We start from the raw sequence: 14565 nt of genomic DNA on the forward strand, positions 1-14565 counted from the left end.
GACGATCATGAAGCGACTGAACCTGTCCTGTATTCTGGCACTGTCCCTGCTGGGCAGTCTGTCTCTACAACCCAACCAGAATCAGCTTGCTGCGGGGGAAGCCCCTCCCTGGGCCGTTTTAAAACCGGCTATGGATCAGAGCCCGCTGCCAGGAACACAGCCCTTAACGGATCAGGCCGACCTGAGCGCAAAGATGATCGACGGTATCGATCGGTTCCTGTTGAAACAGATCGCGCTGGCCGCGGAAAATCGTTCACACGCCTGGCAGAGGGATCTGAGTTCTCCTGCAGCCTACGCAAAATCCGTAATGCCGCAGAAACAGGAACTGATGCGCATGCTGGGCATTTCAGATCCGGTCATCTCAGGGCGATTCTCTTATGTCGGCTCTGCTCCGCAATCGGTGGAGAATCAATTTACCATTTATGAAGTCACCTGGCCCGTTCTGGATGATCTGTCGGGTGCAGGGCTGCTGCTCGTTCCCACCGGTAAGATTCATGGTGACGTTGTTGCTGTCCCGGAAGCGGATCAGACACCGGAAACGCTGGTCTCTTCGGATCAGCCAGGGGGGAACTATGCCCAGCAACTTGCTCGGTCCGGGTTTCGAGTACTGATTCCCACTCTGATCAATCGCGATCTCAACAAATGGAATCTGAGCCAACGGGAATGGTTGCACCGCCCCGCATTTGAACTGGGGCGGACCCTGGCCGGTTATGAAGTCCAGAAAATCATGGCGGGTGTGCAGCAGCTGAAACAATCCAGCGATGACCCCGCTCGTCCCATTGGAATCGTTGGCTGGGGAGAAGGGGGGCGTCTGGCTCTCTATGCCGCCGCACTGGATCCCGATATCGATGCGACTGCAGTCTGTGGTTATTTCGGCCCCCGGGAACAGCTCTGGCAGGAACCCGCGGATCGGAATGTCTTTGGCCAGCTCAACCTTCTGGGCGATGCGGAAATCGCCAGCCTCGTCGCTCCCCGGACGCTGATCATTGAAAACGGTGCTTATCCCAGGTATGGCTATCGGACAACAGCTGACGGGAAACTGGAAGTCATTGACGATCATTATCCCAAGCTGAAAGGCAAGCCCGGAAAGCTCCTGGTCCCCGATAAAGAAGAAGTACGCCAGGAGTTCACACAGGCGCAAGAATTTGTATCTGGTCTGAAACCAGAGGCACCCAACCTGGCATTAATTGAAACCGAGGACGCTGTCTCCAGCAAGACTCGTAAGGCATTCATCACCAGTCTGGATCCTGAGGCCACGCTTGCCACGACTGTAAAACCGCTCAAATTAAAGTCTACCGCGCATGCAGTCGCGCGGCATGCTGCACAATTGGCAGAAATCGAACGGCACAATCAGCGGCTGTTACAACTGGCCTATGAATCACGCATTGAGTTCATGAAAAATCTCAAAACCGGTTCGCTTCCAGAATTTGAAAAAACAGTGGAGCCTTACCGGGAGATCTTTAAGAAAGATGTCGTAGGGGAATTCGCTCTGAAACTCCTGCCCGCCAACACCCGAACGCGCAAATATCAGGAAGGTCCCAAAACGGTCAGCTACCAGGTGGAAATGGACGTCTTTCCCGATGTGACCGCGTATGGAATTCTCACGCTTCCCAAAGACATGAAACTGGACGGCTCTGAAAAACGGCCGGTCGTCGTCACCCAGCATGGCCTGGAAGGGCGTCCCCGGCACACCGTGGGAGAAGAAAAGTACCGGGCTTATAAATCATTTTCCACACATCTGGCAGAGCGGGGCTTTATCACATTTGCTCCGCAGAATCCGTACATCTTGTTCGATCGATTTCGGACATTGCAGTTCAAGTCACAATCGATCGGTCGTACGCTATTTTCAATTGCGGTTCCGCAACATCAGCAGTTGACCGACTGGCTCAAAACACTTCCCTTCGTCGATGGTAAGCGGATTAGCTTTTACGGGATATCGTATGGGGGCAAGTCCGCAATGCGGATTCCGCCGTTGGTAGACAATTATGCCTTATCAATCTGCTCGGCTGATTTCGGTGAGTGGGTCTGGAAAAACGCAGCCACCGATCAGCGTTCCCTGCGGTACAGCTACGCCAACAAAGGGGAATATGAAATCTTCGAATGGAACCTGGGAGGAACCTTTAACTACGCCGAGATGGCCGCGCTCATCTGCCCGCGGCCCTTTATGGTCGAACGGGGGCACTTTGACGGCGTCGAACCGGACGACCGGGTTGCGCAGGAATATGCCAAGGTGCGGTTCCTCTATCAGGCACAGTTGGGAATTGGAAACCGAACTACGATCGAATGGATCAAAGGCCCGCATGCCATTCATGAGCAGGGGGCCTACGATTTTCTGCACCAGCATCTGAACTGGCCTGTACCTGCGGAATAACACCAGTCAGAAGACTTGGGTCATCTAAAGTTATGGTTGTTGAGCAGAACTCTGTTTCAGCAGGTCTGTGACATGCAGCAGGATGGCGGGATCTGCTTTTACTGCTGCAGATTCGAGCAGCATTTTTTGCAGAACCGGTGTGAGTTTACCATGCTGGTCCCGAAAGTTAGCAATCAGTTTCGTTGCTGTCGCACGTGGGGAACTGTATTTTGCATCACCGTCCACATCCAGGAAGATCGGATTAGTGATGGCCTGCGAGGCTTTGCCGTAGGTGGTCCAGCCGGGAAGGGTAATGCCATCACCCACGACAAATGCCACGACATATGCGTCGTGAGGAGGCCGATCAATCGAAAACTCAAGAGTCTCATTTGTCGGCTGATTCGGTACGGTTTTGATTGACTGGTGAGCGACCTGTTTTCCATTGACATAGATCATGGCTTCACGGGGACGGACCCACGAGGGGGAGGCAACCCTCAATAAGGCAGTCAGCTTTGCATCTTGACTTTTACTGTTGTCAGGGAGGGCTTCCGCAGGGACCAGATCACCCATGTGATACTGCCCTTGCAGTTTCAGGTTGGCAAAGATCCCTGCTGCAGCGACAGCCCGACCTTCCGTGAAGGCACGATAGACTTCCCGGGGAACAATCTCAGTGATGTTGTCCGTACTACTTTCAAGATAAGTGCGGGCCTGGCCGACCGGGTTATTGACGGTGTGGGAATCTGTGGCTCCCACTGCGGTCAATTTTAATCCGCGATTCAGCAGTGACATCCAGTCTTCCAGTGCATAGAAAAAATCGGGGATTTTATTTGCCGGCTGGACCACTTCATATCCATTGAAATTAAACGCAGGCCCCTCTCCCCGTTGACCTGTGCTGCGATTAAAACGGAAGCGTCCGAAAGGACCTTCCGGAATACTGGGCCAGTAAGGATGGTTTAGAATGATCACTTCAGCCCCTTTCTTGCGCATGTCGGCGATTAATTCGTCCCAGTTGTCGTTTTTCAGGAACAGGGGGTTTTTCCCTTTGACGCCGCCGGGAACTGCTTTGTCGGGGTCTAAGGGGAACGCAGTAAAATGACCGTTACGCGTGGTGACTTCATCTCCGGAGATGGAATGGAACTGGGTTTCTGTCCCCGTGGGCTTCTGGTAATTCCTGTAATTCGTGATGTGATTGTGATCAGTAGCAACCGCAACTTCAATTCCTTCACCGGCAATCGTAATCATCCGTTCTTCATAAGTTGCATTTCCGTGACCGCTGCCGGGGAGTGTGTGAATATGACTGTCGCAGGCGACGAAGCCTGTGGTGTCGACTTCGCGTGTAATGACAAACGTGTGGTTCTGGGACTGGTGGCTTTGAACGATGATTGGTTGACTGACTGCGCTCCATTCCATGCCGCGCGTGGCGTACAGTGTGTACTTACCCGGGGGCAATTCGAATGCATCGCCTGTTCCCAGTGTATAGAGGATTCCGGGACGAACGGCGGTGGTTAACTTGCGGGCATTATACAGTTTTGCGAGTTGCCCCAGATCATTTACCACTGTAATCCGTGCTGCGACCGGGCGTCCCTCGGGAGTATTCACCTTTACGGTCACGGTTCCCATTTGGAGTGCTTCTCTCAGAGAGCGTGGTTCCAGAACAAAATTGCGTAAGACGGCCGGCTGACCACGCCCCGTAATCGATAATGTGTTCTCACCTGATTTCAAGACATTGGCAGGAATTGCGAAACCGATACGATGAAAGCCATCATGATCTTTGTCCTCGTCGATCTGGGGAGTATGTGCTTCCAGTCGACCGAGCACTTTATCGTTTATGCTAACGTTCCAGTACCCTCCAGAACTCTGTTTGGTCAGCTTCTGGTCGAACAGCAGTGCAAATTCGGTCGGATTGCTCTGAGCGGAAAACGTTTTCTGGTACGTCGTCTTTCCTTGAACTTCGTATGATTCACGGTCGATGATGATCGGTGTTTCGTCAGCTTTCAATGTGTTTATACAGGGTTCGATTCCACAGAGTGTGATCAGGAATAAGAGAGCAAGATGACGCAGGTCCATTTGCTGGACTCCTCTGGTACTGGATGGTAGAAAGCGGGTAGGACAAACGGATAATTTCAAATATCCGTGCAGGGACAATGCGAAGGTCTGATAGAAACTTCATAGATCATTATACTGAATCGGTACTTCAACATCGCAGTGATCGTATATGAATTCCAGATGAACATGCAAAAACTTTATCTCCCGCAGCTGTGACAAGTTTGTATGGGACTGGCTCTCAGTCATGGATCTAGTTACAACTGTGGGAACAGTCTGGTGGAATTCAGGTCCGACTGGAACCTGCTCGGACCTTCATCATCAGAAGTGCAAATGTGAAAACAACTAAGAATCTACCAAAGGTAAATGCACCATGAGATACTACATCCAGCGCACAGGATGCTTTCTGCTCTTCCTTCTCGCCTGTACTCCCGCTCCGATTTACGCTGATGTCAGTCTGCCATCAATTTTCTCAGACAATATGGTGCTGCAGCAGGGGAAACCCATACCAGTTTATGGGACAGCAGCTCCCGCAGAAAAGGTGATTGTCGAGATCGGCGGGCAACAAAAGGAAACGACGGCAGATGCAGCCGGAAAATGGCAAGTGATTCTTGATTCATTGTCCAGGCAGCCTGCGCCGACAACGATGCGGGTTGCTGGTGAAAATGTTGTGCAGATTAAGAATGTCCTGATTGGCGACGTCTGGCTGGCATCCGGGCAGTCGAATATGGAGATGCGTGTCAGGGAGGTCAATAATGCCGCGGAAGAAATCAGGAATGCGAACTATCCGGAGATTCGCTTCTTCATGGTAAAACGCGACATGGCTTCTGCGCCACGCAAAGACACAGCCGGCGAGTGGCTGGTCTGCTCGCCGGAGACCGTTCAATCATTCTCCGCAGTCGCTTACTTCTTTGCCCGGGAGATTCATAACTCCTATGGCATACCGATCGGTGTGATCAATAGTGCCGTTGGTGCCAGTTCCTGCGAAGCCTGGACACCGAGAGAAGTACTGGCCGCTGACAAATCCCTGCCGGCGCCGTCTACTGTTTCGCCAACAGAATACCCGGACTGGAAGACCTATATAGCAGTCCGGAAACAGATCTACGATTCTGCGGCCCATAAAGATCCCGGCATCAAACCTGAGTGTCTTGCCTGGGGAACTCCGGAATATGATGTCTCAGGCTGGAAGGAGATGCGTGTTCCCGGCAACTTTGAAGCCCAGGGATTGAATATCGATGGTGCGGTCTGGTTTCGGACTGAAGTCGATCTGCCTGCCAACTGGGCTGGGAAAGACGCCCAGCTCTATCTGAGCCTGATCACCCAAAATAGCGTGGCGTACGTGAACGGAACAGAAATCGCGCGCACAGAAAACAATGGGCGACAGTATGTATTCCGTACGCACAAGATTCCCGGAAAACTGGTGAAGGCGGGGCGGAACGTCATTGCCGTTCGAATTTTCAATGAAATTGATCAGGGAGGATTTTATCCCAGTTACCCGGCACCTCTGAAAGTATATCAGCAGGGGGCAGGCGAGGTGATGCTTCCCAAAGTCTGGAAGTACAAAGTGGAACTTGGCCTGGAACCTGCAAAGATGTCCCGGCGTCTCCCCTTTGGTTATAAGGTGCCGTCAGCGCTCTACAATGCCATGATTGCGCCATATACTAAGTATCCCATCCGAGGGTTTCTCTGGTATCAGGGTGAATCAAATGCGGGTCGGGCGGAGCAGCACACGCTCCTGTTCCCTGCCATGATCAGATCGTGGCGCAAACTCTGGGGCGATGACTCTCTCCCCTTTTATTTTGTCCAACTGGCCAGCTATCAGAAACGCGAGACTGAACCCGGCGAGGGAGGCTGGGCATGGATCCGGGAATCACAGGCCAAGACGCTGGATCTCCCCCACACTGGTATGGCAGTTACGATTGACATTGGCGATGCTACCAACGTCCACCCTAAAAATAAGCAGGATGTCGGCAAACGCCTGGCACTGTGGGCGAAGCGTGACTGTTATGGAGACACCGACACTGTCGTTTCAGGGCCTCAATTCTACTCGGCGACTGTGGAAGGTGACCGGATCAGGATCAAATTCAAGCACCCTGGTGGAGGTTTGAAATCGAAGGGTGAAGAAATGAAAGGTTTCGCGGTTGCAGGCCCTGATAAGGTCTTTCGCTGGGCAAAGGCGAAGATTGATGGGGACAGTGTCCTGGTCTGGAATGAGAGTATTCCCAAACCTGCGTTTGTCCGGTATGCGTGGGCGACGAACCCGGAATGCTCTCTCTATAACGCTGCCGGCTTGCCTGCAGTCCCGTTCCGAACGGATAAATAATCCCATTGAACAAATAATAAAAGTCTGAAATAGCTACCACTATCGAGAAAATCATGAATCGTAAAATTCAAATCCTTACCATTACACTCATCTCCTGGCTGCTCGCGTCACCGCTGGCTGCGGAGCTCACACGCTTTGAAATTACAACACGCGAACCATTTGCCGACGGTCAGAAATATGGAACCGTCGGAGAGTACGAACGGATTAAGGGCCGCGTGTATTATGCACTCGATCCCAAACTGCCGCAGAATCAGAACGTCGTCGATCTGAAGCTGGCACCGCGTAATAAAGCGGGCCGCGTGGAACTGGCGGCGGACGTGCTCATCCTGGCACCGAAAGACTTGAGCAAAGGGAACGGGGCGCTGCTGTACGATGTCAATAACCGGGGCAACCTGACTGCCTTGCGGATGTTTAACTTCGCTTCGGGGGGCAACGATCCCCAAACACAGAAACAGGCGGGTGACGGGTTTCTGATGCGAGAGGGCTTCACTTACGTTTCGAGCGGCTGGGACGGAGAACTGCTGCCAGGGAACAATCGACTACGTCTTGCTCCTCCAGCGATTCAGCAGCCAATCACCGGCAAAGTGCGTTGTGAAATCGTGCCGAGCAAGGATACCACGCGGACCGTCGTGAACTGGGGGAACCATGGTTCCTATCGTCCAACGGCTCAGGGACTCCAGCAGGCGACATTGACGCACCGTCTGCTGGCCAGTCATCCGCGCGTGCCGATTCCCTGTTCGGAGTGGAAACTGCATGTCACGGAGATCGACAGCGATTCGCCCACACAACTACCGAAAGTAGAACTGGAATATCCCGCCGGGCTGAAGAAGCTGCAGATCTACGAACTGATTTACGAAGCGCAGGATCCCGTCGTGATGGGAACCGGCTTCACCGCGGTACGCGATCTGGTCTCAGCCCTGAAGCAGGGGACGGGCGACGGCAATCCGTTACTCGTAGAAGGCAAGCCCGTGATCGAACGGGCGCATTCCTTCGGTGTCTCACAAAGCGGGCGTTTTTTACGCGAGATGATGTACTGGGGCTTCAATGAAGACGAAGCGGGCCGCAAGGTCTTTGAGGGAATCATTCCCCACGTATCCGGATCCGGCATGGGATCGTTCAATCATCGCTTTGCCCAGCCCACGCGGCATGCGGGGCAGCATGACCATCATGATTACCCGCCGGACCGTTTCCCCTTTGCTTACACTGCCCAGAAAGATCCCCTGTCAGGTCTGAATGAGGGAATTCTGACCCTGTCCCAGACCAGCGGCACTGCACCCCTGGTAATGCACACGCAGTCTTCCTCGGAGTACTGGAACCGCAGTGGCTCACTCTCACATACCGACCCCCTCGGTACCACCGATGTCGCGCTGCCCGAGAATGTGCGGTTCTATATCTTCGGTGGGACACAGCATGGTCCGAGCCGTTTCACAACCAGCATTGGCGATGGTCAGACGGCTCCCAATCCCGCCGATTACAAACCGTTCCTGCGTGCCTTGCTGCTCTCACTCGACAACTGGGCGAAAGAGGGAACCGTACCTCCTGCCAGCGTCTATCCGACGATCAGGGAGGGGACGCTCGTCAGCTGGACTCAGAATGCCACCGGGTTTCCACAGATTCCCGGCATTCGCTATCCGGGAGTCATTCAGCAACCCTCTTACCTGGATTTCGGTCCCCGCTGGCAAAAGCAGCGCATCGTCGATCTCCAGCCGCCTCTGCCGCGCGGCGACTACAGGGTTCTCGTCCCCCGATCCGGACCGGACGGCAACGACCTGGGATGTCTGTCGGCTCCCGAGGTTGCAGTACCGGTGGCCACTTATGCCAGCTGGCGCTTACGCGGTGAGAACGGTCCTGCCGCCAACCAGCTATACAGTCTGTCTGGCTCGTATATTCCCTTTCCACTGACGAAAGCAGAACGCGAACAACTGGGGGATCCCCGACCGTCGCTCGAAGAACGCTATGGCACACTGGAAGCGTATCTCGAACAGCTGGCCGCACAATGCGAGGCTTATGAGAAAGCCGGCTATCTGCTGCAGGCAGACCGGGAGCGGATTCTGCAAACGCAGCGTGATCGGGTGGCACCCCTGTTTGAAAAAATCAATGCGGGAGCGAAAGCCGGATCGTCAGAGCAGGGTAACTAAGCCCCGTTGGTCTGTTGAATGACATCATTTAGCCTGCCTGCGCTTCCCGTAGGCAGGCTTTTTGCTGCGTATCCGGGAGTGAGGTCAACTCCGCCAATGAACAGTGTTGTTAACTGGCGGTATGCTGTAAGTAATTGTTATTAAAAGGGATACCGATAATGTGATGCGTGATTGCGATATATCACACCTGCAGACTTTGCCAGAAATCTGCAGATTCTTTTCAAAACGCGACCTGAAATCAACTTTGAGTGTACGATTACTTATAGAACCGAAACATCGCGAGTTGGCTTGCCTCGAATGCTGGTTGACATAATTCATGGAACAGAAAAAACAGGAACTGCAGTTCACAACATTGCTGACGGCACATCGTCGTCAGTTGTATGCGTTTATCTACTCGCTGCTGACGGATCATACAGATGCGGAAGATGTCTACCAGCGCTGCAGCATGATCCTGTGGGACAAGTTCGATCAATTTGACGCGGAATGCGATTTTCTGCCCTGGGCCATGGGCATCGCCTTTTATGAAGTGAAAAACTTCCTGCGAGTGTCATCCCGTGATCGGCACCATTTCTCCGAACAGTTGCTCAACCAGCTCTTTGAGCGGATGCAGGGCAGCAGTGCTCCCAATGTGCAACTCTCATCGCTGGAGAAGTGTTTGAAGTCCCTGCGTCAGAAGGATCTGTGGCTGGTGCAGCAGGTTTACTGGGAACGGCGTCAATGTGCGTCTGTGGCGGAGGAGATGGGAATGAAAATCAACGCCCTCTATGACCGGGTGGGCCGCATCCGCGGTCAATTAAGAGACTGTGTGCTGCGACGTGTGTCGGAGGTGGAACATGCCAGATAAAGATCAACGGGACGCTGCGGAATTTCAGCGGCTGTTACACCGGCTCGCCGATGGTTCGCTCGATCAGACGGAAACAGAACAGCTTGAGTCGTTGCTGCTGGATCAGCCGGTACGACAGACACAGTACCTGGAACTGATGTGTCTCGATGCTTCCCTGATGGAGCTGGGCGAAATCAGCAGAAGTGTTCCCGATTATAACATCAGTCACCCGCAAGAAAAGAAATCGGTTCCCTGGGGCGTGTGGGTGCTGACAGTCTGCGCTGTGGCCTGCCTGGTTGTGGCGGCTGTCCTGTTTGTTTCCACGGGCAATGAACGGCAGCAGGTAGTACAACAGGAAGCTCCGGCAGCACTTGAAGAAACAAATCAGATCGCGAACAAACAGCCGCCGCAGGAACAGTTTTCCCAGGCGACATTGATCGCAGGACATCGGGCGGTCTTTCGGGGAACACATTATCCCACGCTGACTGGCAGTCGACTGCGGTTCGCTGAGAACTATATGCTGCAGGACGGCATGGTCAAAATCCGCTTTGCCTCGGGAGCGGAAGTGATTCTCAAAGCACCCGCACTATTCCAGGTGGCGCAGGAAGAGGAACTGGTGGTGAACCTCGGCAAGTGCTCAGTCTATGCACCCGAGGGGGCGGAAGGTTTTAAAGTCAGCACGCCGACCAGCAATGTCGTTGACCTGGGGACGCGTTTTTCCGTGACAGTTGCTGAAGACGGTGCCTCGAATGTGTCCGTTGTGGATGGTGAGGCGGAAGTCTCTTCGCTGAGCGATCCCCGCAAAAAGCGTCTGATTAAAGGGGAGACCGCTTATGTGGGCACCGACCTGAATGTAATAGACGGAGACCGCGATCAGTCGTCACAAGACTATATCGACGCCATCCCCGACCACCTGATTACTTATGAAGCGGTTCCCGACGAACAGGGGCGGGCGAAGTCGCTGGCGTCTGTCTCCGTGCAGCGGGCGGGAGTGCAGCGCATTTATCAGGCTGACGATTTTATTCTACCCGTCGTGAATCATTATCGACCCGGCTCCCATGCGTTCGGGGTCGTTCCCGCCGAGGCGCCCGCTGAGGAATTGAACCGCTTCGGCCCGATGAATCTGTTGTTTGCTTCGGGGTTCATCAACCCCGGCGGAGAGAAAGCAGTGCACCAGGGCGAATTTCAACTGGGACGTAACGGCACCCCCGGCATGAACCTGGTTTTCGAACAACCGGTGGTGAATGGACCTGGCCCCGACCTGATTATTTTCGACGCCCAGTCGATCGCCCACTCGCTGGAGGGGGACGTATTTCATTTGTACCCGCAGACCGATCACCCGACTGCCCGGCCGATGACGGTCCGGAAATATGACATCGACGGTCATTCCGAGCAGGCACAGATCATGACCGGCTGCCGTTTGACCCAGTTGAGTCCCGATTTCGCCGACGATGGAGCGCCGCTGCCAATCGTGGCACGCTCGCAGTTGGTACATCAGGTTCCCTCGCGGCTGTTTGCCGTCGGGATCGATCTGGATGACATGCAGATTCCGCCGGGCGGATCGATTACCGGACTGTTCCTGCAAGATGCCCAGGACGACGCCGACCGGATTGACCCGGTAGTCATTGTTGGACTTCCCCCCGTTAAATAATGCTTACACCCTGGAATATTATGCTTCATCGATTCAGAACAACCGTGTGCTGGCTTTTCATGACTCTGCTGACGATGTCTGCGGCGAACGCTGCTGATGTCTCGCCGGAAGTCATGAAGTTCTTCGAGAACGAAGTCCGCCCGCTGCTGGCGGAACATTGCTGGTCCTGCCATGGGACCAAGGAACAGAAGGGCGACCTGCGGCTCGATACACGCGGCCACATTCTGCTGGGGGGCGAGTCGGGCACTTCTGTGGTTCCGGGCAAGCCGGAGAAAAGTTTGCTGATTGAGGCGGTGCGTTATGAATCGTACGAGATGCCGCCCGCGGGAAAACTGCCCGAGCAGCAGATCAAGATTCTTGAAAAATGGGTTGCACTGGGCGCGCCCTGGCCCGGGGCCGACGATACGGTTCCGCTCCGCAAAGAGCAGGGCCCCCGGTTTACCGCAGAAGACCGCGCCTGGTGGGCGATTCAGCCTCTGCAGTCTGTGACGGTCCCTGCCGCGACCGGCGATTGGAGCAAAAACGAAATCGACCGGTTTATCCTCGATCGTTTAAAACAGCAGGGGTTAACGCCGGCACCGGAGGCGGATCGGGAGTCGTTAGTCCGACGGGTCTATTTCGATCTGCACGGCCTGCCTCCCACGCCACAGGAAGTGCAGGAGTTTGTGCAGGATCAGCGTCCCGATGCTTATGAGCGGCTGGTCGATCGTCTGCTGGCCAGTCCGCGTTACGGCGAACGCTGGGCCCGGCACTGGCTCGATGTGGTTCGCTATGCGGATTCCGACGGTTACCGGGCCGACGGCTATCGTTCGAATGCCTGGCGGTATCGAGACTATGTGATCCGGTCGCTGAATGAGGATAAGCCCTACAGGCAGTTCGTGCAGGAGCAATTGGCGGGAGACGAGCTGTTTCCCGGTGACGTCGATGCCCAGATTGCCACCGGCTTTCTGACACACGGGATTTATGAGTGGAACAGCCGCGATGTCGCCGGTCAGTGGGATATCATGTTGAACGAATTGACGGATACGGTCGGCGATGTCTTCCTCGGCGTGGGGATGCAATGTGCCCGCTGTCACGACCATAAGTATGATCCCGTGCTGCAGAAGGACTATTTTCAGTTACGCGCCTTCTTTGAACCGATTCTGATTGAGACCGCCCAGGAAGTGGGGACGCCGGAGCAACTGAAACAATACCGCAGTGGACTGAGTGCCTGGGAGCAGGCGACCAAAGCGATTCGCGATGAGCTCGCGGTACTGGAAGCCCCGTATCGGAAGAAAGCCCGGGCTGTCATCATCTCCTTTCCGCCTGATATCCAGGCGATGATTCACAAACCGGAAGAGAAACGGATTCCGCGGGAACAGCAGTTGGTTGAGCTGGCATGGCGGCAGGTAGAGCACAACTACCGGAATCTCGACAAACAGTTGAAGGGAGATGCAAAAGAAAAGATTCTGTCCCTGCGGCGTAAGCTGGCGAAGTTCGATCAACTGAAGCCGGAACCGCTGCCGCTGGCACAGCAGGTCCGGGATGTCGGGGCGCAGGCGCCGCAGACCAGAATTCCCAAGAAACGGACCGAATGCGACCCCGGTTTCCTGACGATTCTGGAGACACCGGCGGACAATTATTTTGGCTCGCCGCAGCAGGGAACCACCAGTCGCAGGACCGCGTTGGCCCGCTGGCTCACGCAGGACAGTAATCCGCTGTCGACGCGGGTGATCGTCAATCGCATCTGGCAATATCACTTTGGCAAAGGGCTGGCGCCGCACAGCAGCGATTTAGGTCGACTGGGTGGCCCGCCTTCGCATACCGAATTGCTGGACTGGCTGACACGGCGGTTTCTGGACGGGGACTGGCGGTTCAAGAGTCTGCACCGGCTGATCGTGACCTCAGCCACCTATCGACAATCGACTCAGCATCCACAGGAAGCGTCGATGTTCGCCCTCGATCCTGCCAACAAATATTACTGGAGTGCAGAGACACGCCGTCTGGATGCGGAACAGATTCGCGATTCGATCCTGGCGGTGACCGGCCAGTTGGATCTCAAGGCCGGCGGCCCCGGTGTGACTCCCAGCGTCCCCCGGCGGTCCATCTATTTGCGGATGATGCGCAACAGCCGTGATCCATTGCTGCAGGTGTTCGACATGCCCCGGTTCTTCACCAGCGTGTCGGCCCGCGATACGACAACCTCTCCCGTGCAGTCACTGCAGCTGTTCAACAGCCAGCAGATGCTGCGGTTCGCCGATCAGCTTGCGCAACGAGCCGAACAGGAAGCGGCCACTGTTCCCTCAGCCGATCAGGAAGAGTTGGCTCTGAGACGCGCGTGGCAAATCGCCTTCGGGCGACCGGTGACCTCGGGTGAACTGTCACAGGCCCGGGAGTTTCTCGATCGTGAATCCAGACTGCTGTCGGAACAGAAACCGACCGTCGATCTGCAGCAGTTCGAAACCGCGACGATGCCTTACCGCAACGGGCAGTCGGTGGTGTTTCATGCCGATCAGCCCTCTTCGTTCTACGTTGCCGATAACCGGCGGCTGACGCCGCATGATTTTACCATTGAAGCCTACTTCCAGATTAAGTCGATCTATGACTCCGGGGCGGTGCGGACGATCGTTTCGAAGTGGAGCGGCAAGGTCTCTGAACCGGGTTGGCTGTTTGGCGTGACGGGCCGCGGTTCACGCCGCAAGCCGCAAACGCTGGTCTTTCGGACTTATGGTAAGAAGCAGAACGGAAAGATCGGCGACGAGATTGTCTTTTCGGATCAGCATATTGAATTCAATACGCCCTATTATGCCGCGGTCAGTTTTCACGTGACGGGCGAACGGGCCGGCTCAATCGACTTCTTCCTGAAGGACCTCTCGAACGACGATGAGCAGCTGGGGAAGATTACGAAACAGCACCAGACTGTCGAGGTGCACGACAATCGTCTGGCGCTGGCGATCGGCCGCATGGTCCAGAATAAGAACAGCCTGTTTGACGGGTTGATTGACGAGGTCCGTCTGTCATCGGCGGCTCTGGATGTTCCGTCCCTGCTGTATACGCAGGAATCCATTACTGAGCAGACGCTGGGGTACTGGAGGTTCGATCCCGTACCGGGCATGTTTGAGGACAGTTCGTCCCATCAGTATGACATCACGCGGGATGACCGGCCGACATCAGCCAGTGATCCCCGTCGTGCGGCGTTTGCTGATCTGTGTCACATTCTGTTGAACTCGAATGAATTTTTATACGTTGATTGAGGCG

7 protein-coding genes are annotated in these 14565 nt (G+C 54.9%); 6 read left to right on the forward strand and 1 reads right to left on the reverse strand.

Annotated elements, in window-relative coordinates; genetic code table 11:
- The first annotated feature begins 7 nt into the window (after nucleotides 1-7).
- Nucleotides 8-2371 carry a dienelactone hydrolase family protein gene (locus Enr10x_RS08195; protein ID WP_145448722.1) on the forward strand — a complete coding sequence of 788 codons (2364 nt, stop codon included), beginning with the start codon at nucleotides 8-10 and terminating at the stop codon, nucleotides 2369-2371.
- A gap of 30 nt (nucleotides 2372-2401) precedes the next feature.
- Here the strand turns inward: Enr10x_RS08195 and Enr10x_RS08200 are convergent, their stop codons facing one another.
- Nucleotides 2402-4417 (reverse strand): CehA/McbA family metallohydrolase, encoded by a 2016-nt coding sequence (locus Enr10x_RS08200; RefSeq protein ID WP_145448723.1) that lies wholly within the window; start codon nucleotides 4415-4417, stop codon nucleotides 2402-2404.
- Between the two features lie 349 nt (nucleotides 4418-4766).
- Between Enr10x_RS08200 and Enr10x_RS08205 the strand changes: the two genes are divergently transcribed.
- The 5 genes from Enr10x_RS08205 to Enr10x_RS08225 all read left to right on the forward strand — a co-directional run bounded on the left by Enr10x_RS08205 (nucleotide 4767) and on the right by Enr10x_RS08225 (nucleotide 14561).
- Complete coding sequence (locus Enr10x_RS08205) at nucleotides 4767-6716, forward strand: sialate O-acetylesterase (protein WP_145448724.1); 1950 nt, start codon at nucleotides 4767-4769, stop codon at nucleotides 6714-6716.
- A 53-nt stretch (nucleotides 6717-6769) separates the two neighbouring features.
- Complete coding sequence (locus tag Enr10x_RS08210) at nucleotides 6770-8854, forward strand: alpha/beta hydrolase domain-containing protein (RefSeq protein WP_145448725.1); 2085 nt, start codon at nucleotides 6770-6772, stop codon at nucleotides 8852-8854.
- A gap of 316 nt (nucleotides 8855-9170) precedes the next feature.
- Complete coding sequence (locus Enr10x_RS08215) at nucleotides 9171-9698, forward strand: sigma-70 family RNA polymerase sigma factor (RefSeq protein WP_145448726.1); 528 nt, start codon at nucleotides 9171-9173, stop codon at nucleotides 9696-9698.
- On the forward strand, nucleotides 9688-11328 hold the full coding sequence (locus Enr10x_RS08220; protein WP_145448727.1) for a FecR family protein: 1641 nt from the start codon (nucleotides 9688-9690) through the stop codon (nucleotides 11326-11328). Before Enr10x_RS08215 ends, Enr10x_RS08220 begins: the two co-directional genes overlap by 11 nt.
- Before the next feature lie 74 nt (nucleotides 11329-11402).
- Nucleotides 11403-14561 (forward strand): DUF1549 domain-containing protein, encoded by a 3159-nt coding sequence (locus Enr10x_RS08225; protein WP_232093265.1) that lies wholly within the window; start codon nucleotides 11403-11405, stop codon nucleotides 14559-14561.
- Nucleotides 14562-14565 lie beyond the last annotated feature (4 nt).

Source organism: Gimesia panareensis (assembly GCF_007748155.1).
GTDB classification, from domain to species: domain Bacteria; phylum Planctomycetota; class Planctomycetia; order Planctomycetales; family Planctomycetaceae; genus Gimesia; species Gimesia panareensis.